Source organism: Streptomyces sp. NPDC004284, from assembly GCF_042874035.1.
Lineage (GTDB): Bacteria > Actinomycetota > Actinomycetes > Streptomycetales > Streptomycetaceae > Streptomyces.
In genome coordinates, this window is record NZ_JBIAMJ010000005.1 from 205,823 (window position 1) to 230,551 (window position 24,729).

Consider the following 24,729-nt stretch of genomic DNA (forward strand, 5'->3'; position numbering starts at 1 on the left):
CCCCGGCATCCGCTTACCGGATGCCGGGGCTCTCCCGTTCGCCCGAAGCCCGGCCGGAGCTCAGCGCAGTTCCGCCGGGGGCGTCCGGTCGCTGTCGACCTTCTCCGTGCGGACCAGTTCGCCCCAGACGATGTAGCGGTAGTCCGAGGTGTACATCGGGGTGCAGGTGGTCAGCGTGATGTAGCGGCCGGGCTTGGTCCTGCCCGATTCCTCGGGGACGGGCTGGAGGACGTCCACGTTGTACTTCGTGGTCTCGGGAAGGGTCTTGTAGACCTTGTAGACGTACCAGGTGTCCTTGGTCTCGAAGACGATCGGGTCCCCGGTCTTCAACTTGTGGATGTTGTGGAACTTGGCGCCGTGCCCGTCGCGGTGCGCGGCGAGCGTGAAGTTGCCCTGCTTGTCCTGCGGGAGCGCGGACTTGACGGGGTCGGTGTAGTAGCCGGCGACGCCGTGGTTGAGGACGTCGGTGCCGGTGCCCCGCTTGACCAGGACTTCGCCGTTCTGCATGGCGGGGACGTGGAGGAAGCCGATGCCGTCCTTGGTGTCGAGCGCCCCGGGGCCCGGGTCGGCCCACTGGCCGCGGACCTGGGCGCCGTCCTTGTCGGCGGCGCGGTCGGCGAGGACGTTGGTCCACCACAGGGAGTAGACGACGAAGAGGCCGAGCACCACGCCCGCCGTGATGAGGAGTTCGCCGAAGAAGCTGATGATCCCGGCGATCCGGTTGCGCGCGCGTGCCACTAGGTCGTCCCGTCGTCCCGTCCGGAGGTGTGGGGTATCAGCCTACGAGCGCTGCCGGCTTCCCCTTGCTGCGCGGGCGTTCCTCGACCAGCTTGCCCCACACGATCAGGCGGTAGGTGCTGGTGAACTCCGGTGTGCAGGTGGTCAGTGTGATGTACCGGCCGGGGCCCTTGAAGCCGGACTGCTTCGGTACGGGGTCGATCACCGACACGTTGGAGGGAGAGGTCTGCGGCAGCATGCTGGTCATCTCGTACGTGTAGTACGCGCTCTTCGTCTCGACGACGACCGGGTCCCCGGGCTTCAACTGGTTGATGTACCGGAAGGGTTCGCCGTGCGTGTTGCGGTGGCCGGCCACCGCGAAGTTGCCCTGCTTGTCGGCCGGCATGGCCGTCTTGAGCTTGCCCTCGCCGTAGTGGCCGACCATGCCCTTGTCGAGGACCTTGCTCTTGCTGGTGCCCTCGGCGATGGGGACGACGACGTCCAGCTTGGGGATGTACATGATGGCGAAGCCCTTGCCGGGCTCGAAGGCCTCGGGCGCGCTGTCGCCGCCGCCCTTGGACCAGGTGTCCTCGATCTGCTCCTTGGCCCGGTCGGTCTCCTGGCCGGCGAGGACGTTCGTCCACCACAGCTGGTAGGCGACGAAGAGGAGCATGACGACGCCGAAGGTGATGAAGAGTTCCCCGACGACGCGGCTGGCGACGACGCCGACGCTCTCCTTGGCGGCGCGGGCGGCCCGCCGTGCCTCGACGCGGGACAGCGGCCGCCCCTCGGCCGCTGCGGCGGATGCCGGAGCCGGGGCCGTCCCCCGGCCGCGGCCGCCCTTGGCCGCACGGCGGCGCTCGGCCCGCCCGGGCCCGGCGGGCGACGGCGTGAGCGGCCCGGAGGCCTCCTCCACGGCCTGCAGGGGCATCGTCTCGTCCGGCCGGGCGGGAGAGGGCTCGGGCGGCTCGTACGGCCCGTACGGGGGCTCGTAGGGCCTCTCCTGGGGGGCGGGCTCCTGGTACGGGTACGGCTGCTCGACGGGTGCGTACGCCTCCGCGGGGGTGTACGGCTCGGCGGGTGCGTACGCCCCGTCCGCCGCGTACGACTCGGCGGGGGCGTACGTCTCAGTGGGGGCGTAGGCCTCCGCGGGCACGTACGCCTCGGCGGGTGCGTAGGGCCCGGCGGGCGCGTAGGACTCCGCCGGTGCGTACGGCTCCCCGGGTATCGGCTCGGGCTCCGGTCCGTTCGTCGTCCGGAACCACGGCGAGCCCGTCGTCACGCGACGGCCTTGCCCACCACCGGAGCGAGCCCCGCCGACCGGCCGACCGCCCCCTTGTCGCCGCACTGCTCCAGCCAGTTGGCGAGCATCAGGTGCCCGTGCTCGGTGAGGACCGACTCGGGGTGGAACTGCACGCCCTCGACCGGGAGTTCACGGTGGCGAAGTCCCATGATGATGCCGTCCTCGGTCCGTGCCGTGACCTCCAGCTCGGCCGGCAGGGCGGCGGGCTCGGCGGCCAGCGAGTGGTAGCGGGTCGCGGTGAACGGCGAGGGCAGACCGGCGAAGACGCCCTTGCCGCCGTGCGTGACGAGCGAGGTCTTGCCGTGCAGCAGCTCGGGCGCGCGGTCGACGACGCCGCCGTACGCCACGGCCATCGACTGCATGCCGAGGCAGACGCCGAAGACGGGCACCCCGGTGTCGGCGCAGTGCCGGACCATGTCGATGCAGACCCCGGCCTGCTCGGGAGCGCCGGGCCCGGGGGACAGCAGGACGCCGTCGAAGCCGTCCTGCGCGTGGCTCAGCTCGACCTCGTCGTTGCGGAGGACTTCGCACTCCGCGCCGAGCTGGTAGAGGTACTGAACGAGGTTGAAGACGAAGCTGTCGTAGTTGTCGACGACGAGAATTCGCGCGCTCACTGGCCGTCCACCGTCACATCGTTGAACGGAAGCAGAGGCTCCGCCCAGGGGAACACGTACTGGAAGAGGGCGTAGACGACCGCGAGGACGAGCACGATCGAGATCAGCGCCCGTACCCACGCGTTGCCCGGCAGATGCCGCCAGATCCAGCCGTACATGACGTGGACCGTCCCTTCCGTTCGTTACGGGGACCAGAGTACGGGGCGAGGGGGCCGTGGGGGGTCAGCTGTCCAAAGCCTGTGGACGACCGTCGGCCACCGGGCGGGTGGCGTCGAGGTGCGCCCAGACGATCAGCCGGTGGCTGCTGCCCCACTCGGGGTCGCAGGTGGTGAGGGTGAGGTAGCGGCCGGGCCCGCGGAAGCCGGACTTCCTGGGGACGGGGTCGACGACGGCGGTGTCGCCGGGGACGGTCCGGTAGGGGCCGCGGTCGATCCGGTACGTGAACCAGGTCGTGCCGTCGGTGAGGACGACCGCGTCGCCGGGGCGGAGCCTCGGGAAGTCCTTGAAGGGGTCGCCGTGGGTGCGGCGGTGGCCGGCGACGGCGAAGTTCCCGGTGCCGCCGAGGGCGGCGGTGCGGCTGTAGTGGCCGAGGCCCTGCTTCAGGATGCCGGGGCCGGTGCCTTCGAGGACGGGCCACTTCCAGTCGCGGCCGAGCCGGGGGACGTACATCACGGCGATGCCCTCGCCGGTGACGTACGGCGCCGGTACGCGCGCGGGGGCGGGGGCGACGGGTGTGCCGGCCCACGCGCGCTGGAGGGTGTCGATCTGGGCGGCGCTGGCGCTGTCGGCCTGGACGCCGGTCCAGTACAGGAGGTAGGCGACGAAGAGGACGACCAGGGCGCCGACGGTGATGCACAGCTCGCTGAGGGTCCTGACGACGAGACGCAAGCGGCCCTCCCGCTGTCAGCTCACCGGCTTCGCGTAGTGGAGGTCCACTGTGCCCGAGTAGCCGGGAAGAGTCACCGCCTTGTGCTCGTCGACTTTCCAGCCGAGCCCGTACGCCTTGACGTACAGCTGGTAGTTCTGGATCGCGGGGGAGGCGGCCAGGGCCTTGGTGAGCTTCCCCTGGTCGCCGACGGCGGTGATCTTGTAGGGCGGGGAGTAGACGCGGCCCTGGAGGATCAGGGTGTTGCCGACGCAGCGGACGGCGCTGGTGGAGATGAGCCGCTGGTCCATGACGCGGATGCCTTCGGCGCCGCCCTGCCACAGGGCGTTGACGACGGCCTGGAGGTCCTGCTGGTGGATGACCAGGTCGTTGGCCTGGGGTTCGGGGTAGCCGGGGGCGGCCTGGGCGTTCGGCGGGGCGTCGTCGAGGGTGACGGTGAGGCCGGAGCCGGCGACCTCGCTGGTCCCCGCCTTCGCTTCGAGGGCGTCGAGCTTCTCGTCCTGCGCGCGCGTGGAGCCGTCGTCGCGGGCGGCGAGGGAGTCGACCCGGGTGCGGAGGGCGGCGGTGGACTCGTCGAGGCCGGCGTTCTTGTGGCTGCGTTCCTCGATGAGGTCGGAGAGCCGCAGGAGCGAGGCGTCCGTGCGCAGGTTGGTGCCCTTGGCGGTGTTGAAGCTCGTGACGAAGATCAGTCCGGCGAGGGCGAAGACGGCAAGGGTGAGCACCCGGACGGGGCGCCACCTCGCGGTGCGGCCCGGCCCTTCGGGAGTGTCGGCGGAATTGCTCAACGTACCCTGATCCCCTTCGGTGCCTCGGAACCACTACGCTAACGGACGCCTGGGGGACGCAGTCGTCCTCCTTCGTCACATCCCGGCGCCAGCCACAGTTCCCTGCGCGGTCACGCAGCGCATCGACAGGAGAGTCCCTCGTGCCGAAGTCACGGATCCGCAAGAAGGCCGACTTCACGCCCCCGCCCGCCAAGGCCACCAACATCAAGCTGACGAACCGCAGCTGGGTGGCGCCCGTGATGCTGGCGCTGTTCGCCATCGGGCTGGTGTGGATCGTGGTCTTCTACGTCACCGACGGCTCCATGCCGGTCGAGTCGATCCGGAACTGGAACATCGTGGTGGGCTTCGGCTTCATCGCGGCCGGCTTCGGCGTCTCCACGCAGTGGAAGTAGCCGTCTCCCCGCAGTGTGAGTAGCCGGGTAGCGCTTGCGCGGGCCTCTCGTCAAGCTCTCCCCCGAGCTTATCCACAGCGTTGTGCACAGCACTGGATAACTTACGAAGATCTGTGGATAACTTGCACGAGGTTGACGCCGGTATGACCGGAATCACCTTGGGCGACACACGCAACGCCCCTCACCTCCCTGGAGAAACACCAGGTCAGAGGCGAGGGGCGCGGTCTTTCCCCACAGAACGCAGAAGATCCGCCACGCACTGTGGATAACTCTGGGGAAAGCTCACAGCGAAGCTCTTCCACGGCCCTCTGCGCTCAGGTGAGCGCGGCCGATCGGGCGAGCACGATCCCCAGGTCGATCAGGAGCACCAGGGCACAGGCCCCGTACTGCACGAGGTCCCGCCGGGCCCGGGGCGCGTGCACCATCGCGTACGTCAGCAGCACGCCGGCCACCAGACCGCCGATGTGCGCCTGCCAGGAGATCCCCGGACGGGTGAACGTGATGAGCAGGTTCAGCCCCACGAACAGGAGCGCGGGACGCATGTCCTGCCGCCTGCGCCGGGCCAGCACGATCCAGGCGCCGAGCAGTCCGAAGACCATGCCGGAGGCGCCGAGCGAGAACTGGGTGTGCGGGGAGAGCAGATAGGCGAGCGTGGAGCCGGAGAGCGCGGAGAGCAGACAGAGGGCCGTGTACCGGATCCGCCCCAGCTCGGGCTCGACGATCCCGCCGATCATCCACAGGCCCAGCATGTTGAAGAGGAAGTGCGGGATCTCCTGGTGGAGGAAGGCGGAGGTCAGCAGGCGGTACCACTCGCCGTCCGCGACCCCGACCGGCTCACCGTTCGACAGGACCACATGGCCGCCGCCGATGAGCGCGAGCTCGTCGAGGAGCGGAGTGCCCACCACCTGGACGGCGATGAACAGCGCCAGGTTGATCGCCATGAGGATCTTGGTGACCAGGCGCCCGTCCGCCGCCACCCGGCCGCCCGCGAGCGTCCGGGGCTGGTTGGCGCCGGCGGAGTGGCCGGTGCCCGAGCCGTCGCGCACGCACTCGGGGCACTGGAAGCCGACGGACGCCGAGATCATGCACTGCGGGCAGATGGGCCGCTCGCAGCGGGCGCAGCGGATGCCGGTCACGGCCTCCGGGTGGCGGTAGCAGCGCAGCAGACCGGGCTGCGTGTCCATGGGAGGTCCCGTCCCTTCCGCCTCAGCGCTTCTCGATCACCACGGACTCGACGACCACGTCCTGGAGCGGACGCTCGGTGTGGGGGTCGGTCGCGGTGGCCGCGATCGCGTCCACGACCTTCCGGCTCTCCTGGTCGACGACCTCGCCGAAGATGGTGTGCTTGCGGTTCAGCCAGGTCGCGGCGCCGACCGTGACGAAGAACTGCGAGCCGTTGGTGCCCGGGCCGGCGTTGGCCATGGCCAGCAGGTAGGGGCGGTCGAAGAAGAGCTCCGGGTGGAACTCGTCGGCGAACTCGTAGCCCGGCCCGCCCGTGCCGTTCCCCAGCGGGTCGCCGCCCTGGATCATGAAGCCCTTGATGACCCGGTGGAAGACCGTTCCGTCGTAGAGCCGGTCCGAGGAGACCTTGCCGGTGGCGGGGTGCGTCCACTCGCGCTCGCCGGAGGCGAGTTCGACGAAGTTCCGGACGGTCTTCGGGGCGTGGAACGGCATCAGCCGCACCTCGATGTCGCCCAGGCTCGTCTTGAGGATCGCGTACAGCTGCTCGGCCACGGTCGCCTTCCGTCCCACGTCGTGTCGCGTCGCGTCGTCCCGCGTCCCGCGTCATGTCACGTCTGTCTCTGGCGTGTCCGATCCTCGCATGCCCCGGATGCCAGCCCCGCATGCCGGACCTCGCTCCGACGGGCATGATTCCGAAAAGGATGGAAGGGTGAAAAACCGACATCGCCACCGAGGAGGAGGAATCCCGTGACCCGCATGGAGAGCGTGCGCGCCGCGACAGATTCGGCGAAGGAGAGCGTCCTGCACGCCGCGGAAGCGGTGGCGCCGTACGCCGGCACGGCCAAGGACCAGGCCGTTCAGTACGCACAGGAGGCGCGGGGGGTGCTCGCGCCGAAGGTCTCGAAGGCAGCGTCCGCGGCCCGTACGCAGGCTCGCGCGCAGTACGACTCGTATGTCGCACCGCATGTACCGCCGCGGGTCGACGCGGCCGCACACCGTGCGGCGGTCAAGACCCGCCAGGCCGCCCGTCAGGCGGCCGACTACACCGTTCCGCGCGTCGAGAGCGCGGTCGCCGCGACCGGTCCCGTCCTCGAGGAGGCCGGGTCGCGTTCCACCGCCGCCTGGGCCGCGCTGCGCGGTCAGGTGACGCCGGAGGACATCAGGAAGATCGTGAAGAAGCACGAGCGTCGGGCCAGGGCCGGACGCCTGGCCAAGGGACTCGTCGTCCTCGGCCTTCTGGTCGGCGGCGCGTTCGCCGCCTGGAAGTGGTGGGACAAGCAGGCCAATCCCGACTGGCTGGTCGAGCCTCCCGCTCCCACCGAGGTGGACGAGGGCTCCTCGCTGTCGTCCGTCGACGGCAGTGGGGCCTCCCCCGATACGGAGGCGGAGACCGAGGCCGATGCCCAGGCCGATGCCGATGCCGCCGACCGCGACGAACGCCGCTGACCCCTGCCGGGGTCCTGCCGGGGTTCTGCCAGGGTCGTACGGAGGTCCTGCCGGGGTTCTGCCGGGTTCCACCGGGGTTCTGCCCGGGCCGTGCCGGGGTCGTGCTCGGGTCTGCCCGGGTCATGCTCGGGTCGTGCTCGAGTCTGCCCGGTTCGTGCTCGGGTCTGCCCGGGTCGTGCTCGGGTCGTGCTCGGGTCGTGCTCGGTTCTACCGGCGTCTGCCGGGGTCGTACCGGATCTGCCCGGATCGCGCTCGGGCCTACCGGGGTCGTACCGGGTCCGCCGGATCGCGCCCAGGTCTACGGGGTCGTGCCCAGGTCTACCGGCATCGTGCCGGGTCCGCCGGCGTCGTACCGGGTGCGGGGAGTCTCCCCGCGCCCTACGACGCGGCGGCGAGGGCGAGCTCCGTCAGGGCGGCCGGGTCGCTGTCGAGGCCGGCGGTCGACGAGGAGCGCTGGCGCCCGGCGGGCGAGGAACCGTGGGCCTCGGCGGCGATGCGCTGCTTGATGGTGGGCGGCAGGGAACGGTCCCCGACGAGCGGCCACCAGTGCGTCCGCTGCGCGGGTACGGAGGCGAGGGCGCCCTCCCCGGCGGCGACGACGGCGGCGGCGGGGACGGCGGCGGGCGCGGCCGGCTCCTCGGGCTGCTGGACGGCGGGCCGGCCGGCCGCGGCGGCGGTGTTCGCCAGGCCGACGGAGGCGAGCAGGGCGAAGAGGACGGAGACGAAGGCGGTCCAGAACTGCTTGACCTTGGCGGTGGCCATGGCCCCTCACTTTCGTGACGTTCCCGGATGGTTCATTTCAGGTTGCGCGCTTTACATACCTTTCTCATGATCTGGATACGGGCCCGATTTCCGCGGACCGACGCTGCCGTCGCGCAGTTCTTCCGATGAACACCACCCGGTCGGACCAGCACCGCCCCGGTCACCCAGTGCCACGAACGCGAAAGACCCCCTCGTCCTGCGCTGACGCAGGACGAGGGGGTCTCTGTCCGAGTGGAGCCTAGGGGAGTCGAACCCCTGACATCTGCCATGCAAAGACAGCGCTCTACCAACTGAGCTAAGGCCCCGGAACGAGGACAGCGTACCGGGTCACCCCCCATGTCCGGCAAAAGGATTGGGACTCCCGGTCGGCGACCACTCTCCGTAAGATGCTGCCCGGGGTTCGCAGTGGCGAACCCAAGGGATGGGGAGTACGTCATGGACGCAGCGCAGCAGGAAGCCACGGCAAGAGCCAGAGAGCTTCAGCGCAGTTGGTACGGGGAGCCGCTGGGGGCGCTCTTCCGTCGGCTGATCGACGATCTCGGGCTCAACCAGGCCAGGCTCGCGGCCGTGCTCGGGCTCTCCGCGCCCATGCTGTCCCAGCTGATGAGCGGCCAGCGGGCCAAGATCGGCAACCCGGCCGTCGTCCAGCGCGTCCAGGCCCTCCAGGAGCTCGCCGTCCAGGTCGCCGACGGCAGCGTCAGCGCCGCCGAGGCCACCGACCGGATGGACGAGGTCAAGAAGTCGCAGGGCGGCTCCGTCCTCACCAGCACCGGCCCGGCCACCACCGGCTCCGGTGCGCCGACCGTGCGCCGCGTGGTCCGCGAGATCCAGTCGCTGCTGCGCTCCGTGGCCGCCGCCGGCGACATCATCGACGCCGCCGACTCGCTCGCCCCCGCCCACCCGGAACTGGCAGAGTTCCTCCGGGTGTACGGCGCCGGGCGCACCGCCGACGCGGTCGCCCACTACGAGTCGCACCAGAACTGACGCGGGCCCGGCAGCCGGCCGGGACCACGGGGAGACGACGCGGACGGGGAGCGGGCGCAGCGCGATGGGTGAGGTCTTCGCTGGTCGGTACGAGCTGGTCGACCCGATCGGACGCGGCGGGGCGGGGGCGGTGTGGCGGGCCTGGGACCACCGGCGGCGCCGTTACGTGGCGGCCAAGGTGCTCCTGCAGAGCGACGCGCACACCCTCCTCCGCTTCGTCCGCGAGCAGGCGCTGCGGATCGACCATCCGCACGTCCTCGCCCCGGCCAGCTGGGCCGCCGACGACGACAAGGTCCTGTTCACCATGGACCTGGTGGCCGGCGGCTCGCTGGCCCACGTCATCGGGGACCACGGCCCGCTGCCGCCCCGTCTCGTCTGCACCCTGCTCGACCAGCTGCTCTCGGGCCTGGCCACGGTGCACGCCGAAGGGGTCGTGCACCGGGACATCAAGCCCGCGAACATCCTCATGGAGGTCACCGGCACCGGGCGGCCGCACCTGCGCCTGTCCGACTTCGGCATCGCCATGCGCAAGGGCGAACCCCGTCTCACCGAGACCGACTACGTGGTGGGGACGCCCGGTTACTTCGCGCCCGAGCAGCTCCTCGGCGCCGAGCCCGACTTCACCGCCGATCTCTTCGCCGTCGGCCTGGTCGGGCTCCATCTGCTCCAGGGCCGCAAGCCGGACTCCCAGGCCCTGGTGGAGCACTTCCTCGCCCATGGCACTCCCGGTGCCCCCGAGGGCATCCCCGAGCCCCTGTGGCAGGTGCTCGCCGGTCTGCTCCAGCCCGATCCGCGGGCCCGCTTCCGGACGGCCACGGGAGTGCGCACGGCGCTGAGCGCCGCCGTCGAGATGCTGCCCGCGCAGGATCCCGGCGAGCAGCCGGTCCAGATCTCCGACCGCCTCGGCCCGCTCCCGCCCGGCTTCGGCCCCGAAGGCCCCACAGGACCCGCAGCACCCGCAGTGCCCACGGGCTTCGGCGCCCCCGTACCGGTCCCGGAGCACCTCACACAGCCGCCCGTACCGCCGCCCGTACCGCCGCGACAGCACCAGCCGTACGTGCCCACCACTCCCGTCCCGGCCTCCCCGCCCCCGCCGCTCCCCGGGCCCTCCGAGACGGGCAGCTTCCCTCTGCCCCCGCCGGCCGCGTACCCGCCGGTGCACGCCCCCGCCCCGGCCGCCCCCGTACGCCGTCCGGGGCCGCCCCCGAAGGTGGCGGTCCCGGTGCTGCTGCTCGCGCTGGTGTCGCTCGCGGTCGGTTTCTGGGCTCTGGCGCGGATCTGACTCAGGCGCGCCGCCGGGCCAGCAGGGTCCAGGCGCCGAGTCCGAGGAGCAGGACGGTCCCGGTGCCGATCCCGGCCGCCGCGAGGACCGTCATGGCGCCGTTCGCCGTGACCGGTGCCCCGACGGCGCCGTTCTTCGCGGCCTCCCGGTCGTCCGGGGTCACCGAGAACATCCCGGGGGCCGCGTCGTACGGGGGAGCCTTCTCAGGGGTGCCCCTGACGTTGACCCGGAGCGTCAGCGGCACCGGCTCGTCGCCGTACTCGGCGGCGACCTCCGGGCTGAGCGTCGCCGACAGGTAGTACCAGCCGGCGAACCGCATGCCGTTGGTGGCCGTGTCGTACGAGGTGCGGTTCTCGTGGGCCACCGGCCGCAGCGGGTCGAGCGCCACCGTCGCGGGCCTCCCGTCGTAGCCGACCGTGTTCATGTCGACGAAGCCGAGGGCCGGGTTGGCGAGCGAGAGGGTGAGCGCGCTGCTCACCAGGTCCCCCTCGGTGCCGCTGCCGAGTTCGGCGCCGGCGAAGAGCTGCTGTCCCCAGTCGACGGGAACCCGGTAGAAGAGCGTCTGGCCGGGCCGGAGGTCGGCCCGCCACTCGCCCTCCCGCAGGGAGACGGCCTCCTGGACCCCGGCGCCGCCCTGGCGCTTCTGCTGGCCTCCGGACGGCGGCGCGGGGGTGGCCGACGCCCAGTCCTTGGGGAGCTCCGTGGGGCCGGCCTGAGTGAGGAGGGGCTCGGTCACGTACCGGATCTCCAGCTCCCAGTCGTCCGGGGTGGACTCCGGGGCCGAGTCGCGCTCGACGAGCACGTAGTAGGCGCCCGGCTTCTGGCAGCTGTAGGCGTCCGGGTCGACGATCCGGCGGGCGTAGCCGGCGAGCGGCCTGGCGTACTTCCCTGAGCCGAAGTCGACGTCCTGGTAGCCGCAGTCGGCTCCGGAGTTGTCCTGGATGCCGACCTTGAAGCCGTCGCCGTACGCGACCTTGCCGCCGGGCTTGGGGACGGCGACGACGGAGACGTACGCGTTGTGCCGGGTGTCGAGGTCGATCCGGTAGTAGACCTTGCCGTCCTTCTCAAGGGTGTCCCGGTACGTCCGGCCGGTCCTGAGGGGCTTCGCGTCGAGGCTGGAGGCGGCGCCCTGGACCCGCTGGGCCGAGCCGTCGAAGGCGTACGGCGGCACGGCGGCCCCTCCGGCCCCTTCGGAAGCCCGTGCCTGTACGGGCAGTGCCGCCACCGCGGCCGCCGCGATCAGGGCTCCCGCCCTCCGGCCGATCCCGGTCCGCCGCCCCACGGCCTGCGTGCCCACGCGCTTCTCCCGTCCCCGTCCGGTGGTGCCGGTCCATCCTGCCCCGCCCGTCCCTCCGGTGTCCGCTCGCACGCCCTCCCCCATGGATTTGCGCAAGCAAGTGCAAGATTCGCGGTGGCGAACACAGAAGGCGCGGTCAGGAAACGGTGAAGCCCCGGTCCGCTCGCGCGGCCGGGGCTTCACCCACAGAGTGTGTGTCTCTCAGACACCGGAACCTGCGGGCACGGAGTCGGTCGCCTCCGTCCACAGGTCCTGCTCGGCGCGATCCGCCTGGATCTGGCGGTACACGAGGAGCCCGCCGATGGCGGCCAGTGCGACCAGGAGAAGCTTCTTCACCGCGCGACCTCGTCTTTCGTTGACGTAGGAGACTTCTGACGCCCACTCTACACATCGACCGATACCGATCGGTGACCTGTACGAGCCTCAAACCTCACACAAACAGATCGACCCGGATGGCGTACCATCCGGGTCGATCTGAACTGTGGGGCTAACAGGATTTGAACCTGTGGCCTCATCCTTATCAGGGATGCGCTCTAACCAACTGAGCTATAGCCCCTCCGTCTGCTTCGCGGTGTGTGTCCCGCTCGCTGACTCCTGAACATTAGCGCACGTGGGGGCCAGTCCCAAAATCGGTAGTTCCCCGGCCCCCGCGCACGTCACTCGTCCTCGGCCAGCGTCAGCTCGACACCGCCCACGAAACCGGCCGACAGGTTGTAGATGAACGCGCCCAGCGTCGCCAGCGCGGTCATCAGGACCACGTCGATCACGGCGATCACCGAGGTGAACATCAGGACCCGCGGCAGCGACAGGAACGACTGCAGGTCGAAGCCGTTGGACTCGTTCGAGCCCGTGGCCTCGCTGATCGTGCCGCCGACCGTCGAGAAGACGCCCATGGCGTCCATGACCATCCACAGCACCGACGCGGCCACGACCGTGCAGATGCCCAGCGCGATGGAGAGCAGGAAGCTCACCTTCATCACCGACCACGGATCGGCCTTGGCCACCCGCAGCCGCGCCTTGCGCGTCCTGGGCGTCGTGCGCGCCCCGGTACGCGGCCGGCGCACGGCCCCGGTCTGCCCGCCCTGTGTACCGTCCGCAGGCGTGCCGTACGCCTGCGGCGGGTGGTAGGGCCCTCCCGACTGCGCCTGGGGGCGCTCGCCGGGCAGTGGCCCGTTGTACGTCTCGTACGAGGGCTGCTGCCCCCGAGTGTCCGTCACCGCAACCCCCTGGGAGTCCGTGGCGGGGCCACGGGCGCCGTTCGCTCCCGCACCGGCAGAAGCTCCGGCAGCCGCCGATCCGGCGCCCGTGGCTCCACTCACGCTCTTACTCCTCGTCGTGCTCCCCGGCCGAGGGCTCCGTGCCCTCGGCCGCCTCGGCCTCGATCGACTCGGCCGACTCGACGACGCCCTCGGCGTCCTCGGCATTGTCGGCGTACTCGTCTTCGCTTCCCGCCTCGGCGTTCCGTGCGATGCCGACGACGGCATCGCGCTTGCCCAGGTTGATCAGCTGGACGCCCATGGTGTCACGGCCGGTCTCCCTGACTTCGTTGACTCGCGTACGAATCACACCGCCGGACAGCGTGATGGCGAGGATCTCGTCGGTCTCCTCGACCACCAGCGCGCCCACGAGCGAGCCGCGGTCCTCCACGATCTTGGCGGCCTTGATGCCGAGGCCGCCACGGCCCTGGACGCGGTACTCGTCGACGGGGGTGCGCTTCGCGTACCCGCCGTCGGTCGCGGTGAAGACGAAAGTACCGGGCCGGACGACATTCATCGAGAGAAGCTCGTCGTCCTCGCGGAAACTCATCCCCTTGACGCCCGAGGTGGCGCGTCCCATCGGACGCAGCGCGTCGTCGGTGGCGGTGAAGCGGATCGACTGCGCCTTCTTCGAGACGAGCAGCAGATCGTCCTCGGCCGACACCAGCTCGGCGCCGATCAGCTCGTCGTCGCTGCCGTCCTCGCGCTCCCGCAGGTTGATCGCGATGACACCGCCCGAGCGCGGGGAGTCGTAGTCCTTCAGCGCGGTCTTCTTCACCAGACCGGCCTTGGTGGCGAGCACCAGGTACGGCGCGGCCTCGTAGTCGCGGATCGCCAGGATCTGGGCGATCTGCTCGTCCGGCTGGAAGGCCAGCAGGTTGGCCACGTGCTGGCCGCGGGCGTCCCGGCCGGCGTCCGGCAGCTCGTACGCCTTGGCCCGGTAGACCCGGCCCTTGTTCGTGAAGAAGAGCAGCCAGTGGTGGGTGGTGGAGACGAAGAAGTGGTCGACGATGTCGTCCTGCTTCAGCTTCGTGCCGCGCACGCCCTTGCCGCCGCGCTTCTGCGAGCGGTAGTCCTCGGTCTTCGTGCGCTTCACATAGCCGCCACGCGTGATCGTGACGACGATGTCCTCCTCGGCGATCAGGTCCTCGATGGACATGTCACCGTCGAAGGGCACCAGCTTGGAGCGGCGGTCGTCGCCGAACTTCTCGACGATCGCGGTCAGTTCCTCGCTGACGATCGCGCGCTGCTTCTCCGGCGAGGCCAGGATCGCGTTGTACTCGTTGATCTTCGCCTGGAGCTCGTCGTGCTCGGCGACGATCTTCTGGCGCTCCAGGGCGGCGAGCCGGCGGAGCTGCATCTCCAGGATCGCGTTGGCCTGGATCTCGTCGATCGCCAGCAGGTCCATCAGGCCCGCGCGGGCGATCTCGACGGTCTCGCTGCGGCGGATGAGGGCGATGACCTCGTCGATCGCGTCGAGGGCCTTGAGCAGACCGCGCAGGATGTGGGCGCGCTCCTCGGCCTTGCGCAGCCGGAACCTGGTCCGGCGGACGATGACCTCGATCTGGTGCGTCACCCAGTGGCGGATGAACGCGTCGAGCGAGAGGGTGCGCGGCACGCCGTCGACGAGCGCCAGCATGTTCGCGCCGAAGTTCGTCTGCAGGTCGGTGTGCTTGTACAGGTTGTTGAGGACGACCTTGGCGACGGCGTCGCGCTTGAGCACGATGACCAGGCGCTGACCGGTCCGGGACGAGGTCTCGTCGCGGACGTCGGCGATGCCGCCGACCTTGCCGTCCTTCACCAGGTCGGCGATCTTCTGCGCGAGGTTGTCCGGGTTGACCTGGTAGGGCAGCTCGGTGACCACCAGGCACTGGCGGTTCTGGATCTCCTCGACCTCGACGACCGCACGCATCGTGATGGAGCCGCGGCCGGTGCGGTACGCCTCCTCGATGCCCTTGCGGCCGACGACGAGCGCGCCGGTGGGGAAGTCGGGGCCCTTGATGCGCTCGATGAGCGCGTCGAGGAGCTCCTCGTGCGAGGCCTCCGGGTTGGCCAGGTACCACTGGGCGCCGTCCGCGACCTCGCGCAGGTTGTGCGGCGGGATGTTGGTGGCCATGCCGACGGCGATGCCGGCGGAGCCGTTGACCAGCAGGTTCGGGAACCGGGCCGGCAGGACCGTCGGCTCCTGGTTGCGGCCGTCGTAGTTGTCCTGGAAGTCGACGGTCTCCTCGTCGATGTCCCGGACCATCTCCATCGACAGCGGCGCCATCTTGCACTCGGTGTAGCGCATGGCGGCGGCCGGGTCGTTGCCCGGGGAGCCGAAGTTGCCGTTGGAGTCGACGAGCGGCATGCGCATCGACCAGGGCTGGGCGAGGCGGACGAGCGCGTCGTAGATCGAGGTGTCGCCGTGCGGGTGGTACGTACCCATGACGTCGCCGACGACGCGGGCGCACTTGTAGAAGCCCTTCTCGGGCCGGTAGCCGCCGTCGTACATCGCGTACAGCACGCGCCGGTGGACGGGCTTGAGGCCGTCGCGCACGTCGGGCAGCGCGCGGGACACGATGACGGACATCGCGTAGTCGAGGTACGAACGCTGCATCTCGGTCTCGAGCCCGACGGGCTCGATCCGCAGCACGGGTTCCTGCTCTTCGGTGGTGCCGGAAGTGTTTTCGTCGGCCATTGCTGGTCGTCAGTCCTTTCGTACGGTCAGCTGAGACCGACTCAGATGTCGAGGAAGCGAACGTCCTTGGCGTTGCGCTGGATGAACGAGCGCCGTGCCTCGACGTCCTCGCCCATGAGCACCGAGAACAGGTCGTCGGCCTGGGCGGCGTCGTCCAGGGTGACCTGGCCGAGTACGCGGTGCTCGACGTCCATGGTGGTGACGCGCAGCTCCTCGGCGTTCATCTCGCCGAGACCCTTGAAGCGCTGGATCGAGTCTTCCCTGATCCGCTTGCCGTTCTGCTTGCCCAGCTCGACGAGCGCGTCGCGCTCCCGGTCCGAGTACGCGTACTCGAAGTCGTCCCGACCCCACTTGATCTTGTAGAGCGGCGGGCGGGAGAGGTAGACGTGACCGGCCTCGACCAGCGGCCGCATGAAGCGGAAGAGGAAGGTCAGCAGCAGGGTGTTGATGTGCTGACCGTCGACGTCGGCGTCCGCCATCAGGATGATCTTGTGATAGCGGAGCTTCTCGATGTCGAAGTCCTCGTGCACACCGGTGCCGAAGGCGGAGATCAGCGCCTGGACCTCGGTGTTCTGCAGGATCTTGTCGACGCGGGCCTTCTCGACGTTCAGGATCTTGCCGCGGATCGGCAGGATGGCCTGGTACATCGGGTTGCGGCCGGACTTGGCCGAGCCGCCGGCGGAGTCACCCTCGACGATGAAGATCTCGCACTTGGACGGGTCGTTCGACTGGCAGTCGGACAGCTTGCCCGGGAGGGACGCCGACTCCAGGAGGCCCTTGCGGCGGGTCAGGTCGCGCGCCTTGCGCGCGGCCACGCGCGCGGTGGCGGCCTGGATCGACTTGCGGATGATGTCCGCGGCCTCGTTCGGGTTGCGGTCCAGCCAGTCGTTGAGGTGCTCGTAGACCGCCTTCTGGACGAAGGTCTTGACCTCGGTGTTGCCCAGCTTGGTCTTGGTCTGGCCCTCGAACTGCGGCTCGCTCAGCTTGACCGAGATGATCGCCGTCAGACCCTCGCGGATGTCGTCGCCCGTGAGGTTGTCGTCCTTCTCGCGGAGCAGCTTCTTGTCGCGCGCGTACTTGTTGATCAGCGAGGTCAGCGCAGCGCGGAAGCCCTCCTCGTGCGTGCCGCCCTCGTGGGTGTGGATGATGTTGGCGAAGGAGTACACGCCCTCGCTGTAGCCGCTGTTCCACTGCATCGCGACCTCGAGGGACAGGTTCTTGTCCTTGTCCTCGGCGTCGAGGTCGATCACGGTGGGGTGGATCAGCTCGCCCTTGCGCGAGTTGAGGTACTTCACGAAGTCGACGATGCCGCCCTCGTAGTGGTACTTCACCGTGCGCGCGGTGGCCTCGGCGGTGGCCTCGGCGTCCGGGTCGTCGGCGCCGACCGTGGCCTTCGCGGACTCGCGCTCGTCGGTGAGCGTGATGGTGAGGCCCTTGTTGAGGAAGGCCATCTCCTGGAAGCGGCGCGAGAGCGTCTCGAAGGAGTACTCGGTGGTCTCGAAGATGTCCGGGTCGGCCCAGAAGGTCACCGACGTGCCGGTCTCCGAGGTCTCCTCGTGCTGGGCGAGCGGGGCCGTCGGGGCGCCCATCTTGTAGTCCTGCGTCCAGCGGTGGCCGTCCGTCTTGATCTCGACGGAGACCTTGGTGGACAGGGCGTTCACGACCGACACACCGACACCGTGCAGACCGCCGGAGACGGCGTAGCCGCCGCCGCCGAACTTGCCGCCCGCGTGCAGCACGGTCAGCACGACCTCGACGGCCGGCTTGCCCTCGGAGGCCACGATGCCCACCGGGATGCCACGGCCGTTGTCGACGACGCGCACGGCGCCGTCGGCCAGGATCGTCACGTCGATGGTGTCCGCGTGGCCGGCCAGGGCTTCGTCGACCGAGTTGTCGACGACCTCCTGCACCATGTGGTGCAGACCGCGCTCGCCGGTCGAGCCGATGTACATGCCAGGGCGCTTACGCACGGCATCCAGGCCCTCGAGTACCTGGATGTTGCTGGCGGTGTACTGGGTGTTCTCGTTGGGGTTGCCGGAATCGGCCACGAAGCGCCCTTTCTGGCACAGCACAGGCCGTTCTCCGGGCATACGGGAGCGGCTGCGTCGTTCGACATGTTCCGCAGGGTGGCGGGATTGTCTCCCAGTCTACCGGTACCGCTGACACTCATGGGGGTTTGCCGGTACCTGAATGCGCATGTGCCGCCCTGCGCGGGCGCGAGACGACTCCCCATATCCAGACAGGGGCTCCAGACGCCCCTGACGGCCACCCAGCGCTTCGGGCCGTAGCGCGTTGTGGGCAATCGCGGGCACGGCCCGTCCGCGCGGCGCCCGACCGCCCGGACCCGCACCACGAGAGCCCCGGGGCCCCGTCCTACCCGTACGTGTCCCCGGGCCCCACGGACCCCGGCGCCCGGAGCGGCCCGTACCCCCGCCGCGGCGCCCCCGGCCCCAGCACCTTGATCATCCGCACGGTGCCGTGCCCGAGGTCCTCGTTGAGCCGGGCCACCAGCGTCGGCGCCAGCAACCGCAGCTGCGTGGCCCAGGCCGTCGAATCGCACTGCACCGTCAGCACCCGCGCGTCCGGCTCGTCGTCGAACTTCAGCGGTACGCAGTGCTTCGCGAGGTCCTCGCCGACGATCTGCGGCCAGCGCCCCATGACCCCGCCGACCGCCGCCGGCGTCTCCCAGCCCCGCTCGGTGATCAGCCGGTTGATCGCGGCGCCGAGCGCCATCGGGTCGCGCCCGTCGGCGCGCGCGCCGGAGCGCAGCCCGCCCCCGCGCCGGGCCTGCTTCTTCTGCGCCGCCGCCGCGCCCCGCGCCTTCGCCTGCTCCTTGGCGGCGCGCAGCGCGACCCGGGCGAGGTCGACGCCCGACGGCTCGGGCACCGAGGGGGCCGCGGATGCCGCAGGCCTGTCCACAGACTGTGGAGAGTTCTCCTCGCTCATGCCCGTCACACCCGTTCCACCGTCCCGCCGGACACGGCGTACCGCGTGCCCACGAGCACGTCCGGCACGTCGTCGTCCACCGCCGCCGTGACGAGCACCTGCTCGCCCGGCGCCACCAGCTCCGCGAGCCGCTCGCGCCGTCGCGCGTCGAGCTCGGCGAAGACGTCGTCGAGGACGAGGACCGGCTCGTTGCCCTCGGACCTCAGCAGGTCGTACGAGGCGAGCCGCAGCGCCAGCGCGTACGACCAGGACTCGCCGTGGCTGGCGTACCCCTTCGCGGGGAGCTCGCCCAGCTTGAGGAGCAGCTCGTCCCGGTGGGGTCCGACGAGCGTGACGCCCCGCTCGATCTCCTGCTTGCGGACCTCGGCGAGGGCGGCGAGCAGCTGCTCGTACAGCTCCTCGCGGGTGTGCCCGGCGCCCGGCGCGGAGGGGCGGTACTCCAGGAGGATCGGTCCGCCGCCGGGCGCGAGCTGCTCGTACGCCTTGTCGGCGAGCGGCTGCAGTACGGCGATGAGGTCGAGCCGCTGGGCGAGCAGCTCGGCGCCGGCCCTGGCCAGGTGCTGGTCCCACACGTCCAGGGTGGACAGGTCCATGCCGCGGCCGCCGTGCCGCCGGGCCATCGCCGCCGACTTCAGGAGCGTGTTGCGCTGCTTGAGCACGCGCTCGTAGTCGGAGCGCACGCCCGCCATGCGCGGCGTGCGCGCCGTGATCAGTTCGTCGAGGAAGCGCCGGCGCTCGCCGGGGTCGCCCTTCACCAGGGCGAGGTCCTCGGGGGCGAACAGCACGGTCCGTACGATGCCGAGCACGTCACGCGGTCTGACCTGCGAGGACCTGTTGATACGGGCGCGGTTGGCCCGGCCCGGGTTGAGCTCCAGCTCGATCAGCTGGGACCGCTCGCCCTGGGTGACGGCCGCGCGGATGACCGCGCGCTCCGCTCCCATCCGGACGAGCGGGGCGTCGGAGGCGACGCGGTGGCTGCCGAGGTTGGCGAGATAGCCGACGGCCTCGACCAGATTGGTCTTGCCCTGGCCGTTCGCGCCCACGAAAGCGGTGACGCCCGGGTCGAGCGGAACCTCGACCCGGGCGTACGAGCGGAAGTCGGCCAGCGAGAGATGCGTGACGTGCATGGTGGGCGCCGACCTTCTTCCCCCGGCGGCTGTGCACCGCGGGGTGCACAGCCTGTGGATTACTTCTTCGTCTCGACCGCGTGGCCACCGAACTGGTTGCGCAGCGCGGCGATCATCTTCATCTGCGGGGAGTCGTCCTGACGGGAGGCGAACCGCGCGAACAGCGAGGCGGTGATCGCCGGGAGCGGGACGGCGTTGTCGATGGCGGCCTCGACCGTCCACCGGCCCTCGCCGGAGTCCGACGCGTAGCCCCGCAGCTTGTCCAGGTGCTCGTCCTCGTCGAGGGCGTTCACCGCGAGGTCGAGCAGCCAGGAACGGATGACCGTGCCCTCCTGCCAGGAGCGGAAGACCTCGCGCACGTCGGTGACGGAGTCGACCTTCTCCAGGAGCTCCCAGCCCTCGGCGTAGGCCTGCATCATCGCGTACTCGATGCCGTTGTGGACCATCTTCGCGAAGTGGCCGGCGCCGACCTTGCCCGCGTGGACCGAGCCGAACTCGCCCTCGGGCTTGAGCGCGTCGAAGATCGGCTGGACCTTCGCCACGTCCTCGGCGGAGCCGCCGTACATCAGCGCGTAGCCGTTCTCCAGGCCCCACACGCCGCCGGAGACGCCGCAGTCGACGAAGCCGATGCCCTTGGCGGCGAGCTCCTCGGCGTGCTTCTCGTCGTCCGTCCAGCGCGAGTTCCCGCCGTCCACGACGATGTCGCCGGGGGAGAGCAGATTCGCCAGCTCGTCGATGGTGGACTGGGTCGCGGCACCGGCCGGGACCATGACCCACACGACGCGCGGACCCTTGAGCTTGCCCACAAGCTCTTCGAGGCTGTGGACATCGGCGAGGTCCGGATTGCGGTCGTATCCGATGACGGTGTGGCCTGCGCGGCGGATGCGCTCACGCATGTTGCCGCCCATCTTGCCGAGACCGACGAGACCGAGCTCCATCAGAGATTCCTTAAGCGTCGTGTGCGGTTTACCCGGGTCCGAGCCTACGCCCGGACCCGGGTGCACACCTGTGGGGTCAGCCGCTCAGGCGATGCCCCCGTCGGCGGCGATCAGCCGCTCAGCCGCACCGGCATGATCAGGTACTTGTAGGCCTCGTCCGCCTCCGCGTCGAGCGCGGGCTTGCCGCTCAGCAGCGCCGGCTTCGTGGAGGTCGTGAAGGAGAGCTGGGCGACCGGGGAGTCGATCGCGCTCAGGCCGTCCAGGAGGAAGGTCGGGTTGAAGGCGATCGAGATGTCGTCGCCGTCCAGCTGCGCGTCCACACGCTCCACAGCCTGTGCGTCGTCGCTGGAGCCGGCCTCCAGGATGAGCACGCCCTGCTCGAAGCTCAGCCGGACCGGGGTGTTGCGCTCGGCGACCAGGGCCACGCGCTTCACGGCCTCCACGAAGGGGGCGGTCTCGATCACCGCGACCGAGTTGAACTCGGTCGGGAAGAGCGTCCGGTACTTCGGGAGGTCGCCCTCCAGGAGGCGGGTGGTGGTGCGGCGGCCCGCGCCCTCGAAGCCGATGAGGCCCTCGCCCTTGCCGGAGCCCGAGAGCGCCAGCGTCACCGTGTCGCCGCTGGTGAGCGCCTTGGCGGTGTCCAGGAGGGTCTTCGCGGGCACCAGGGCGACCGCGGAGGCGTCCGGGGACTCCGGCTTCCACAGGAACTCGCGGACCGCGAAGCGGTAGCGGTCGGTGGAGGCCAGGGTGACCGTGTCGCCCTCGATCTCGATGCGCACACCGGTGAGGACGGGCAGCGTGTCGTCACGGCCGGCGGCGATGGCCACCTGCGCGGCGGCGGAGGCGAAGACCTCACCGGGGACGGTGCCGGTCGCGGTGGGCATCTCCGGCAGCGCCGGGTACTCCTCCACAGGCAGGGTGTGGAGGGTGAAGCGGGAGGAGCCGCAGACGACGGTCGCCCGTACACCGTCTGTGGAGATCTCCACGGGACGGTTGGGGAGGGCGCGGCAGATGTCGGCGAGCAGCCGGCCGGAGACGAGGACGGTGCCGTCCTCCTCCACCTCGGCCTCGACCGAGACTCGCGCGGAGACCTCGTAGTCGAAGCTCGAGAAGCTCAGGGCGCCGTCCTCGGCCTTCAGCAGAAGGCCTGCGAGCACGGGCGCCGGCGGACGGGCCGGGAGGCTGCGGGCCACCCAGGCCACCGCCTCCGCGAGTACATCGCGCTCCACCCGGATCTTCACCGGAACCGCCTCCTGCTGTTGCTGGCTCTTCGTCGACTGCGGGAACCAGTCTGACGTACGCCACAGACACTCGGTGCGGCTCGGGGTCAAGTCGCGACAAGAGCGCGTCGGAGCTCCGGCGCCGAGTTGTGCACAGGCCCCACTTCGAAACGGATTCCTAGCTAACTCTATGTGGGAGTAGTAGTAGGGCCTGTGGAAACCGTGGATAACGCCGTTCGCGCAGGTCAGTCCAGGTTTTTTGTCCACCGAGGCTGTGGGTGGAACCAGTGGAAAACCGTGGGTGTCTGTGGACACCCGAAAGTTCTGCACAGCCGATACACAGGCCATGGGGAGTTCTCCCCAGCGCTGTCCCCAGCTTTCCCCAGGTTCCCCACAGCCCAAACGTCTCCCTTGGTGTGACGGCTTTCACTCGACCCGGTGAGCGGGGGTGTTTCGTTGCCGAACAGTGGACAGCGGTGTGGAGAAGCTGTGGGCAACCGTCCGCAGCCTGTGGGCAGCCGGTGGACAACCTTCGGGACCCCCTGTGGACGGAAGATTCATCCACAGCCTGTGGAGAACAGTTGCCAACAATTCCACAAGGGTCTGACCTGGGGTGATGCTCTGTCACCAGGCCTGCCTGTGGACACAATCCGGATAACTCGACAGTCCCCACCCTGTGGACGGGAGATCATCCCGCAATCTGTGGAGAACCCGCCACCGGAACGAAGTAATCGAACGGGCCGGGGGACGGGGTGGGGACAGCAGGGGGCCGGCAGGGGACGGAGGGAACGCCGAAGGGCGCCCCGGGAGGTGTCCCGGAGCGCCCTTCGAGAGGCTCTGACGGCCCTGCGGCGGGCCCGCGTCAGCCGTTCTTGATGCGGTTGGTGAGCTCGGTGACCTGGTTGTAGATGGAGCGCCGCTCCGCCATCAGGGCACGGATCTTCCGGTCCGCGTGCATCACCGTCGTGTGGTCGCGGCCGCCGAACTGCGCGCCGATCTTCGGCAGCGACAGGTCCGTGAGCTCACGGCACAGGTACATGGCGATCTGCCGGGCCGTCACCAGGACGCGGCTGCGCGAGGATCCGCAGAGGTCCTCCACCGTCAGACCGAAGTAGTCGGCGGTGGCCGCCATGATCGCGGGAGCGGTGATCTCCGGCGCGCTGTCCTCGCCGCCCGGGATCAGGTCCTTGAGGACGATCTCGGTCAGCCCGAGGTCCACCGGCTGCCGGTTGAGGCTCGCGAAGGCCGTCACCCGGATCAGCGCGCCCTCCAGCTCACGGATGTTCCGCGAGATCCGGGACGCGATGAACTCGAGCACCTCCGGCGGAGCGTTGAGCTGCTCCTGCACCGCCTTCTTGCGGAGGATCGCGATGCGCGTCTCCAGCTCGGGCGGCTGCACATCGGTGGTGAGGCCCCACTCGAAGCGGTTGCGGAGCCGGTCCTCCAGGGTCACCAGCTGCTTGGGCGGCCGGTCCGAGGAGAGCACGATCTGCTTGTTCGCGTTGTGCAGCGTGTTGAAGGTGTGGAAGAACTCCTCCTGCGTCGACTCCTTGCTCGCCAGGAACTGGATGTCGTCGACGAGCAGGATGTCCACATCGCGGTAGCGCTTGCGGAAGGCGTCGCCCTTGCCGTCGCGGATCGAGTTGATGAACTCGTTGGTGAACTCCTCGGAGCTCACGTACCGCACGCGCGTGCCCGGGTAGAGGCTCCGCGCGTAGTGCCCGATCGCGTGCAGCAGGTGCGTCTTGCCGAGGCCCGACTCGCCGTAGATGAAGAGCGGGTTGTACGCCTTCGCCGGCGCCTCGGCGACCGCGACGGCGGCCGCGTGCGCGAACCGGTTCGAGGAACCGATGACGAAGGTGTCGAAGAGGTACTTGGGGTTCAGCCGCGCGTGCTGCTCGTTCGGGCCGCCGGCGCCCTGCCCGGAGGACGAGGAGCCGTGACCGCCGCCCGGCACGCCGCCGGGCCCCGGGACCGGACCGCCGGGGCGGGGGCCCGGACGGGGACCGTGGTTCTGCGGGTCGGGCAGCTCGGCGCGCTCGGGCCGCGGCGTCTCGTAGCCGCGGGCCGGCTCGTCGTAACGGGCCCCCCGGGACTGCTCGGGACCGGCCGGGCCGCTGGGACCGGTGTACGGGGCGCGCTCCTGGTAGCCGCCGAGTCGCGGCTGCTGCCAGGAGAGGTCCTCCTGGGTGCGCGGCCAGGCGCCGGGGTCGGGCCGCTGCGGCTGCTGGTAGTCCGGGTAGGCCGGGCGCGCGGTGGGCAGGCCGTCGTCGGGCATCGGCCGGTGGCCGTAGCCCTCGTACTTCTCGTACGGCTCGGGCTGCGCGCGCTCGTCGTAGCGCGGCTGCGGCGACTGCTGGACCGGGGGAGCCGGCGGCGTCGGCTCGCCGACGGAGTCGTCGACGGTGATCGCGATCCGGATCGGCCGGCCGCACTCACGGCTGAGGGTCTCGCTGATCAGCGGGGCGAGCCGGCCCTCCAGGACCCGCTTCCCCCACTCGTTGGGCACGGCGAGCAGAGCCGTGTCCGCGACCAGGGCGAGCGGCTGGCAGCGCTCGATCCACTGTTTGTCCTTGGGCTCGATCCCCTGCTGGCCCTCGGCGAGAAGCTGCTCGAGGACACGCGGCCAGACTGCGGCAAGATCGGCAGGTACGTCAGCCACAGGGCACGCTTTCTCGCAGGTCCCACGAAGGTGTGGTTCTCGGGGACGGTGGGTCGAAGTCCATGAGGACGGGTCCACCCGGGACAGGTGAGGACAGAACGGAAAAAGATTACGGAGACCGTTCACGGTAGTCGGGCCGGATGACGTGGTTCAAGTTGTTGTCCACAGCCTGTGCACAATGGGGGGTGCAGACAGGTCGGTTTGACCGGATGGCGTAGCCGCGCGTACCGTAACCAGGTCGAGTTGTCGA

The 24,729-nt window shown here is 70.1% G+C and carries 23 protein-coding genes and 2 tRNA genes; 4 read left to right on the top strand and 21 right to left on the bottom strand.

Annotated features, from left to right (window positions below; all coding sequences use genetic code 11):
• Positions 1–60: 60 nt before the first annotated feature.
• The 6 genes from ACFYUS_RS15700 to ACFYUS_RS15725 all read right to left on the bottom strand — a co-directional run bounded on the left by ACFYUS_RS15700 (position 61) and on the right by ACFYUS_RS15725 (position 4,305).
• Positions 61–738: a class E sortase gene (locus ACFYUS_RS15700; protein WP_388851122.1), complete on the bottom strand. Its 678-nt coding sequence runs from the start codon at positions 736–738 to the stop codon at positions 61–63.
• Positions 739–775: 37 nt separating this feature from the next.
• On the bottom strand, positions 776–1,999 hold the full coding sequence (locus ACFYUS_RS15705; protein ID WP_388851124.1) for a class E sortase: 1,224 nt from the start codon (positions 1,997–1,999) through the stop codon (positions 776–778).
• On the bottom strand, positions 1,996–2,634 hold the full coding sequence (locus ACFYUS_RS15710) for an aminodeoxychorismate/anthranilate synthase component II (protein WP_388851127.1): 639 nt from the start codon (positions 2,632–2,634) through the stop codon (positions 1,996–1,998). The genes ACFYUS_RS15705 and ACFYUS_RS15710 overlap by 4 nt, the downstream gene beginning before the upstream one ends.
• Entirely contained in the window at positions 2,631–2,792 is a 162-nt protein-coding gene (locus tag ACFYUS_RS15715; RefSeq protein WP_024760376.1) for a hypothetical protein, read from the bottom strand. Before ACFYUS_RS15715 ends, ACFYUS_RS15710 begins: the two co-directional genes overlap by 4 nt.
• A gap of 64 nt (positions 2,793–2,856) precedes the next feature.
• Positions 2,857–3,522: a class E sortase gene (locus tag ACFYUS_RS15720; RefSeq protein ID WP_388851130.1), complete on the bottom strand. Its 666-nt coding sequence runs from the start codon at positions 3,520–3,522 to the stop codon at positions 2,857–2,859.
• Between the two features lie 15 nt (positions 3,523–3,537).
• A complete protein-coding gene (locus tag ACFYUS_RS15725; protein ID WP_388851133.1) occupies positions 3,538–4,305 on the bottom strand; it encodes a DUF881 domain-containing protein in 768 nt (255 codons plus the stop codon).
• 140 nt (positions 4,306–4,445) lie between these two features.
• Here ACFYUS_RS15725 and crgA point away from each other — a divergent pair, with 140 nt between their 5' ends.
• The gene (gene crgA / locus ACFYUS_RS15730; protein ID WP_030685820.1) at positions 4,446–4,697 is read left to right on the top strand and encodes a cell division protein CrgA; all 252 of its coding nucleotides are present in this window, start codon (positions 4,446–4,448) and stop codon (positions 4,695–4,697) included.
• Between the two features lie 314 nt (positions 4,698–5,011).
• Here crgA and ACFYUS_RS15735 read toward each other — a convergent pair whose 3' ends face one another.
• Together ACFYUS_RS15735 and ACFYUS_RS15740 are read right to left on the bottom strand one after the other, a co-directional pair.
• Positions 5,012–5,881, bottom strand: coding sequence for a rhomboid family intramembrane serine protease (locus ACFYUS_RS15735; RefSeq protein ID WP_388851136.1), 870 nt, complete (start codon positions 5,879–5,881; stop codon positions 5,012–5,014).
• Positions 5,882–5,903: 22 nt separating this feature from the next.
• On the bottom strand, positions 5,904–6,431 hold the full coding sequence (locus ACFYUS_RS15740; RefSeq protein WP_388851139.1) for a peptidylprolyl isomerase: 528 nt from the start codon (positions 6,429–6,431) through the stop codon (positions 5,904–5,906).
• Positions 6,432–6,626: 195 nt separating this feature from the next.
• On the opposite strand from ACFYUS_RS15740, the gene ACFYUS_RS15745 reads away from it, so the two are divergent.
• Positions 6,627–7,325, top strand: a complete 699-nt coding sequence (locus tag ACFYUS_RS15745) for a DUF5324 family protein (RefSeq protein WP_388851142.1) — start codon at positions 6,627–6,629, stop codon at positions 7,323–7,325.
• 378 nt (positions 7,326–7,703) lie between these two features.
• Here the strand turns inward: ACFYUS_RS15745 and ACFYUS_RS15750 are convergent, their stop codons facing one another.
• On the bottom strand, positions 7,704–8,087 hold the full coding sequence (locus ACFYUS_RS15750) for a DUF6344 domain-containing protein (RefSeq protein ID WP_388851145.1): 384 nt from the start codon (positions 8,085–8,087) through the stop codon (positions 7,704–7,706).
• 232 nt (positions 8,088–8,319) lie between these two features.
• Positions 8,320–8,392, bottom strand: a tRNA-Ala gene (locus ACFYUS_RS15755).
• Between the two features lie 130 nt (positions 8,393–8,522).
• On the opposite strand from ACFYUS_RS15755, the gene ACFYUS_RS15760 reads away from it, so the two are divergent.
• Positions 8,523–9,071: a helix-turn-helix domain-containing protein gene (locus ACFYUS_RS15760; RefSeq protein ID WP_388851148.1), complete on the top strand. Its 549-nt coding sequence runs from the start codon at positions 8,523–8,525 to the stop codon at positions 9,069–9,071.
• A gap of 64 nt (positions 9,072–9,135) precedes the next feature.
• Entirely contained in the window at positions 9,136–10,353 is a 1,218-nt protein-coding gene (locus ACFYUS_RS15765) for a serine/threonine-protein kinase (RefSeq protein WP_388851151.1), read from the top strand.
• Between the two features lies 1 nt (position 10,354).
• Here ACFYUS_RS15765 and ACFYUS_RS15770 read toward each other — a convergent pair whose 3' ends face one another.
• The 11 genes from ACFYUS_RS15770 to dnaA all read right to left on the bottom strand — a co-directional run bounded on the left by ACFYUS_RS15770 (position 10,355) and on the right by dnaA (position 24,479).
• Positions 10,355–11,650: a hypothetical protein gene (locus ACFYUS_RS15770; RefSeq protein ID WP_388851154.1), complete on the bottom strand. Its 1,296-nt coding sequence runs from the start codon at positions 11,648–11,650 to the stop codon at positions 10,355–10,357.
• Between the two features lie 201 nt (positions 11,651–11,851).
• Entirely contained in the window at positions 11,852–11,986 is a 135-nt protein-coding gene (locus ACFYUS_RS15775) for a DLW-39 family protein (protein WP_003958712.1), read from the bottom strand.
• Between the two features lie 146 nt (positions 11,987–12,132).
• Positions 12,133–12,206: transfer RNA gene (locus ACFYUS_RS15780), tRNA-Ile, on the bottom strand.
• 100 nt (positions 12,207–12,306) lie between these two features.
• Positions 12,307–12,867: a DUF3566 domain-containing protein gene (locus ACFYUS_RS15785; protein WP_388851157.1), complete on the bottom strand. Its 561-nt coding sequence runs from the start codon at positions 12,865–12,867 to the stop codon at positions 12,307–12,309.
• Positions 12,868–12,973: 106 nt separating this feature from the next.
• Complete coding sequence (gyrA, locus tag ACFYUS_RS15790; protein ID WP_388851160.1) at positions 12,974–15,586, bottom strand: DNA gyrase subunit A; 2,613 nt, start codon at positions 15,584–15,586, stop codon at positions 12,974–12,976.
• 41 nt (positions 15,587–15,627) lie between these two features.
• Positions 15,628–17,658 carry a DNA topoisomerase (ATP-hydrolyzing) subunit B gene (gene gyrB, locus ACFYUS_RS15795; RefSeq protein WP_388851163.1) on the bottom strand — a complete coding sequence of 677 codons (2,031 nt, stop codon included), beginning with the start codon at positions 17,656–17,658 and terminating at the stop codon, positions 15,628–15,630.
• A 301-nt stretch (positions 17,659–17,959) separates the two neighbouring features.
• On the bottom strand, positions 17,960–18,532 hold the full coding sequence (locus ACFYUS_RS15800; protein WP_388851166.1) for a DUF721 domain-containing protein: 573 nt from the start codon (positions 18,530–18,532) through the stop codon (positions 17,960–17,962).
• 5 nt (positions 18,533–18,537) lie between these two features.
• On the bottom strand, positions 18,538–19,659 hold the full coding sequence (gene recF / locus ACFYUS_RS15805; RefSeq protein ID WP_388851169.1) for a DNA replication/repair protein RecF: 1,122 nt from the start codon (positions 19,657–19,659) through the stop codon (positions 18,538–18,540).
• 59 nt (positions 19,660–19,718) lie between these two features.
• Complete coding sequence (gene gnd, locus ACFYUS_RS15810) at positions 19,719–20,597, bottom strand: phosphogluconate dehydrogenase (NAD(+)-dependent, decarboxylating) (protein ID WP_388851172.1); 879 nt, start codon at positions 20,595–20,597, stop codon at positions 19,719–19,721.
• A 110-nt stretch (positions 20,598–20,707) separates the two neighbouring features.
• Positions 20,708–21,838 (bottom strand): DNA polymerase III subunit beta, encoded by a 1,131-nt coding sequence (gene dnaN / locus ACFYUS_RS15815; RefSeq protein WP_041130169.1) that lies wholly within the window; start codon positions 21,836–21,838, stop codon positions 20,708–20,710.
• A gap of 841 nt (positions 21,839–22,679) precedes the next feature.
• Entirely contained in the window at positions 22,680–24,479 is a 1,800-nt protein-coding gene (dnaA, locus tag ACFYUS_RS15820; protein ID WP_388851176.1) for a chromosomal replication initiator protein DnaA, read from the bottom strand.
• Positions 24,480–24,729 lie beyond the last annotated feature (250 nt).

Excerpts from the sequence above, each read along its gene's own strand:
- recF (WP_388851169.1), bottom strand. The coding sequence starts at position 19,659 with ATGCACGTCACGCATCTCTCGCTGGCCGACTTCCGCTCGTACGCCCGG.
- gyrA (WP_388851160.1), bottom strand. The coding sequence starts at position 15,586 with ATGGCCGACGAAAACACTTCCGGCACCACCGAAGAGCAGGAACCCGTG.
- ACFYUS_RS15715 (WP_024760376.1), bottom strand. The coding sequence starts at position 2,792 with ATGTACGGCTGGATCTGGCGGCATCTGCCGGGCAACGCGTGGGTACGG.
- ACFYUS_RS15765 (WP_388851151.1), top strand. The coding sequence starts at position 9,136 with ATGGGTGAGGTCTTCGCTGGTCGGTACGAGCTGGTCGACCCGATCGGA.
- ACFYUS_RS15800 (WP_388851166.1), bottom strand. The coding sequence starts at position 18,532 with ATGAGCGAGGAGAACTCTCCACAGTCTGTGGACAGGCCTGCGGCATCC.
- ACFYUS_RS15760 (WP_388851148.1), top strand. The coding sequence starts at position 8,523 with ATGGACGCAGCGCAGCAGGAAGCCACGGCAAGAGCCAGAGAGCTTCAG.
- ACFYUS_RS15750 (WP_388851145.1), bottom strand. The coding sequence starts at position 8,087 with ATGGCCACCGCCAAGGTCAAGCAGTTCTGGACCGCCTTCGTCTCCGTC.
- ACFYUS_RS15735 (WP_388851136.1), bottom strand. The coding sequence starts at position 5,881 with ATGGACACGCAGCCCGGTCTGCTGCGCTGCTACCGCCACCCGGAGGCC.
- gnd (WP_388851172.1), bottom strand. The coding sequence starts at position 20,597 with ATGGAGCTCGGTCTCGTCGGTCTCGGCAAGATGGGCGGCAACATGCGT.